Source organism: Polaromonas sp. (assembly GCF_018780625.1).
GTDB lineage: Bacteria > Pseudomonadota > Gammaproteobacteria > Burkholderiales > Burkholderiaceae_C > Polaromonas.
The window spans coordinates 3,954-8,303 of the sequence record NZ_JADMJK010000244.1 but is presented as its reverse complement, the minus strand read 5'-3'; the positions used below and the strand labels follow the sequence as shown (position 1 = coordinate 8,303).

Annotated in this window: 7 protein-coding genes; 2 read left to right on the top strand and 5 right to left on the bottom strand. The window is 63.9% G+C overall.

What is annotated here, in order from left to right:
* On the top strand, positions 1-951 hold a 951-nt coding region (locus tag IV091_RS17390), incomplete at its 5' end, for a 3-hydroxybutyrate oligomer hydrolase family protein (protein WP_293470572.1).
* Between the two features lie 114 nt (positions 952-1,065).
* Here the strand turns inward: IV091_RS17390 and IV091_RS17385 are convergent.
* The gene (locus tag IV091_RS17385) at positions 1,066-1,623 is read right to left on the bottom strand and encodes a DUF1439 domain-containing protein (protein ID WP_293470570.1); all 558 of its coding nucleotides are present in this window, start codon (positions 1,621-1,623) and stop codon (positions 1,066-1,068) included.
* 148 nt (positions 1,624-1,771) lie between these two features.
* Between IV091_RS17385 and IV091_RS17380 the strand changes: the two genes are divergently transcribed.
* Positions 1,772-2,197: a hypothetical protein gene (locus IV091_RS17380; RefSeq protein WP_293470568.1), complete on the top strand. Its 426-nt coding sequence runs from the start codon at positions 1,772-1,774 to the stop codon at positions 2,195-2,197.
* Between the two features lie 94 nt (positions 2,198-2,291).
* Here IV091_RS17380 and IV091_RS17375 read toward each other — a convergent pair whose 3' ends face one another.
* The 4 genes from IV091_RS17375 to IV091_RS17360 all read right to left on the bottom strand — a co-directional run.
* Positions 2,292-2,543, bottom strand: coding sequence for a GlsB/YeaQ/YmgE family stress response membrane protein (locus tag IV091_RS17375; RefSeq protein WP_293470566.1), 252 nt, complete (start codon positions 2,541-2,543; stop codon positions 2,292-2,294).
* A gap of 251 nt (positions 2,544-2,794) precedes the next feature.
* Complete coding sequence (locus tag IV091_RS17370; RefSeq protein ID WP_293470564.1) at positions 2,795-3,493, bottom strand: glutathione S-transferase N-terminal domain-containing protein; 699 nt, start codon at positions 3,491-3,493, stop codon at positions 2,795-2,797.
* Between the two features lie 115 nt (positions 3,494-3,608).
* Entirely contained in the window at positions 3,609-3,968 is a 360-nt protein-coding gene (locus IV091_RS17365; protein WP_293470563.1) for a VOC family protein, read from the bottom strand.
* A 46-nt stretch (positions 3,969-4,014) separates the two neighbouring features.
* Positions 4,015-4,350 (bottom strand): glyoxalase/bleomycin resistance/extradiol dioxygenase family protein (locus IV091_RS17360; RefSeq protein WP_293470561.1); only part of this gene is annotated, 336 nt, incomplete at its 5' end.

Genomic DNA, 4,350 nt, shown 5'->3' with positions numbered 1-4,350 from the left:
GCGATCGCCACCAACCGCTGCAGCGCCCTCAAGGCCAACGGCCTGGTTACCGGCACCACGACCGCCGAGCAGGCCGCCAGCGCCATGGACGCGCTGATCGCGGCCGGCTGGCAGCCCGAAAGCAATGTACTGCAGGCTTCGCACTACTCGTTTGCAACCCTGTCGGTCGGGCTGACCTATGCCAACACCTACGGCCGCTTCAGCGTGAAAGACAACCTGTGCGGCTACAGCTTTGCGGCCACCGGCGCAGCAGCATCGGCCACGCCGAACGCACCCGTTCCGGCATCTGCGGCCGCGCTGGCCACCTCGTTCGGCACCTCCAACGGCGTGCCGCCTATCGGCCCGGTAGGCCTCAATATCGTCAACAACAGCAGCGTGGGCGGGCCTTTGCTGGATGCCGCATCGCTGTCCGCGGGCAGTGTGCAGGACTACAACTTCGCCGGCGCGCTGTGCATGCGTGAGCTGTTCACGGGCACCAGCGACAACGCCGTGCGCGTCAGGCAGGGCATGAGCGAAGTGGTGCGCAGCGCCAATTTGCGCGGCAAACCGGCGCTCATCGTGCAAGGCCGCGCCGACACCTTGCTGCCGGTCGCCTTCACCGGACGGCCCTATTTCGGCATGAACAAGATCGTTGAGGGCGCCAGCAGCAAGCTGTCGTACATCGAAGTAGCCAATGCCCAGCATTTCGACGCTTTCCTCGCCTTCCCGGGTTATCCAGAACGCATGGTGCCGCTGCACCGCTACTTCACCCAGGCCATGGACATGATGTACGCCAACCTGAAAACCGGCGCCGCCCTGCCGGCCAGCCAGGTGGTGCGCACTGTGCCGCGCGGCTTGACGGGCACTGTGGCCAATCCGATCACGGCAGCCCATGTGCCGCCGATCAAAACGGTGGCCGACACGGCTGACCGGATCACCTTTGCCAACAATGTGGTGACCATCGCCGATTGATCAGGCTCCGCCTGCAAAGGCCCCCTGGCGCAGCCTTGCGCCCGGGGGCTTTTTTATGCCCTGAAAATTTGTGATTTTTGTGAAGGCGGGAATGGCGTCGGAATTGGGTCTGGTTCAGCGCAGCGGCTTGGCCACAAAGCCGATCAGCAGTCCCTGCGGCGTCACCGTGATGCTGTCCGGCTGCAGCCCCAGGCCGTCGGGCAGCGCCAGGTCCTGCGGGTGCAGCCGGTGCAGCACGACTTCGCGCAGCGTCTGCTCGGCCAGTGCCGGCCCGTAGGCCTCCAGCAGCGCCGACGGGCCAGGCGGCAAATCTGCAAAGCGCAGGGAATTGACGCGCAGCTGATGGGCGCGCACCGTCCGGTCGCTGGCCTCGTAGCGCAGTCCAAAATCCAGATCGAACGCGCCCGTGTAGCTGCGCCCCAGCGCCAGGCCCGAGGCTTGCACCGCCATCCCGGTTCCGAGCCGGTTCAGCGCGGGCAGCAGGCGTAGCACTGGCGCCTGCACGTTCAGGTCCATCAGCCCACCCATCGGGTAGCGTAGCGGAAAACGCTGCGCTACCGCCCGCTGCAATTGATCGGCCGACACGGCGTAGCCGCCCGGCGCCGGCGAAGCCCGGGCGGCGCTGCCCAGGACCAGCGCGCCGGCCATCGTCAACAGAAGTCTGCGTTTCATTCATGTCCTCCGTTGGATCCGTCATTGTGCGCGCGCACATCTGGTAACCTGCCGACACATGCCTTCCACTATGCGACACACCCGCGATACCTGCCGCACGTTTAATAATCAAGCCCGACAGTTTTTTGGCGGGTGTCAGGACTACTTTATGAAAACTATTCTTACGGTGTTGGCCGTTGCCGGTTTGTCCGGCTGCGCGGTGTACCCGGTGCCGGCTTATGAGCAGCCCTATGGTGCCAGCCCGGTTTACGGGGCGCCGCCTGCGGTGATTTACGGCAGCGGTGTGTACCGGCAGGGTGGCTATATCGATGCGCCTCCCCCGGTTTATGTTCGTCCTCCCCCGGTCTACGTTCGTCCGCCGCCTCCCCGCATCATTGTGCAGCCAGCGCCCCAGGTGCTGGTGCAGCCCGGGCAGCACCCCCAGGCGATGGTGGCCCGGCCCGGCCATGGCCCTGGCCATCGTGGGCGCGACCAGGACCGCGACGGCACCCGGGACCGTGTTGACCGCGACCGTGACGGCGATGGTGTTCCCAACCGCGCCGACCGCTGGCCCAACGATCCGCGCCTGCGCTAGCCAGCGTGGCATCTGGTGTTAGGACTATTTAATAAATAGCAAAAAAGGGCAAGAAATTGCCCTTTTTTCATGGGTGCGGCTGCTGGCGCAGCGCTCAGCCCCGCCGGCCGGCCACCATGCGGTACAGAAACAGCAAAATGATGGCGCCCAGCACGGCAGCGATAAAGCCCGCTGATTCACCGACCTGGTAGAAGCCCAGGGTTCTGCCCAGAAAAGTGGCAATGACAGAGCCCACGATGCCGATGATGACCGTGATGATGAAACCCCCGGGATCGCGCCCCGGCATCAGGAACTTGGCAACAATGCCGACGATCAGGCCAATAAGGATGGTCCAGAGAATGCCCATGGTTTTCTTTCGTGAAGCGTAAAAAATGGCCGGCCGGTCAGGGTGCCCGCGCGGCCGGGATGGCGACTGGTTTCGCGGCCATTGCGTTGCGGCCAGTCACCCCGAAAGGTTATCAAGCCGCCCGGCCGCGTCTATCGGATAAGCCATTGCCGCGCTGTAGGACCCGGCGGATATTGAACCTGGACCGGCGGGCTGGATGCGTCACGGCCCATTGCTTCGCGGCACATTGTTGAATTAAAAGAAAATCAGGACTACGCCGGAATCCCCAGCCCACGCACCACCGCCGGCCGCGCCATGAACGCCGCCAGCGCCCGCGTCACATGCGGGAAGTCCTGCATGCCCACCAGCTCGCCCGCCTTGTAAAAGTCCAGCAGGCCGCGCACCCACGGGAAGGTGGCGATGTCGGCAATGCTGTAGGCCTCGCCCATGATCCAGTCGCGGCTGGCCAGGCGCTGGTTCAGCACGCCCAGCAGGCGCCGGGCTTCCGCCACATAGCGGTCGCGCGGGCGCTTGTCTTCGTAGTCCTTGCCCGCAAACTTGTAGAAAAAGCCCAGCTGCCCAAACATCGGGCCCATGCCGCCCACCTGCCACATCAGCCACTGGATCGTCTCGTAGCGCTGCGCCGCATCGGGCGCAATGAACTGCCCGGTCTTGTCGGCCAGGTAAAGCAAGATCGCCCCCGACTCAAACAGCGCCAGCGGCTTGTTGCCCGGGCCGTGCGGGTCCAGGATGGCCGGGATCTTGTTGTTGGGGTTGAGCGACAGGAATTCCGGCGACAGCTGGTCCTGGGTTTCAAAGTTGACCAGATGCGCCTCGTAGGGCAGGCCGGTTTCCTCCAGCATGATCGATGCCTTCACGCCGTTGGGCGTGGTCTTGGCGTACAACTGCAGCACCTCGGGGTTCCGGGCGGGCCATTTATGGGTGACGGGAAAGGCAGAGAGATCGGTCATGGGCTTCCTTTAAAAGGCCTTGGGCGGCCAGCGCCCGGATGCCTCCATTTTGACCCCAAGCCCGATGGGCGGATTCCCCCGCGTTGTTGACGGCTGAATCAGGGCGTCTGCCGTTTCATGTCCTGGTTTGCCAGAGTCCGAGCGTGGCGCCGGTCGGGTCCGTGATGAGGCTCATCCAGCCCATGTCCATGACGGGCGTCACTTCCGTGCACACGGTGGCGCCCAGCGACCGCGCTTTCTCGGTGGCCGCTTCAATGTCGCTGACCTCTACGTAAGGCAACCAGGCAGAAGGCGCGCCAGGCACGGGCTGCGCCATCATGCCGCCGCCCGTGCCTGCGCCCACCTCAATCATGGTGTAGGTGCCCTCTGTCATCGGCACCTCCTGCAGCTTCCAGTCAAAAAGCTGTCCGTAAAAGGCTTTCGCCTTGTCGATATCGCGGGTGTTCAGCTCCACGTGTACAAAAGGATTTGCCATGTCGTTCTCCTGAGGTGGGGTGATTCATTGGCCCGCTGTGCCGGCCCTAGACGTCCGAGGGGCCTATGCTGATGACGGCGGGCTCCATGCACATGATTTCCCACAGGTGACCGTCGAGGTCCTGAAAACCATGCTGGTACATAAAGCCATGGTCCCTGGGCGGGTTGAACGTCCTGGCGCCTGCCGCCACCGCGTTGCGAACCATCTCGTCAACCGTCTTCCGGTGGTCGCTGGAGAGGCACACGATGACCTCGGTGCTTCGGGTCGCGTCGCAGACCGGGTTGGGCGTGAAGGTCTTGAAAAACGCCTCGACCAGCAGCATCACGTAAATGTTGTCGCCCACCACCATGCAGGTGGCGTTCTCGTTGGTGTACTGGGGGTC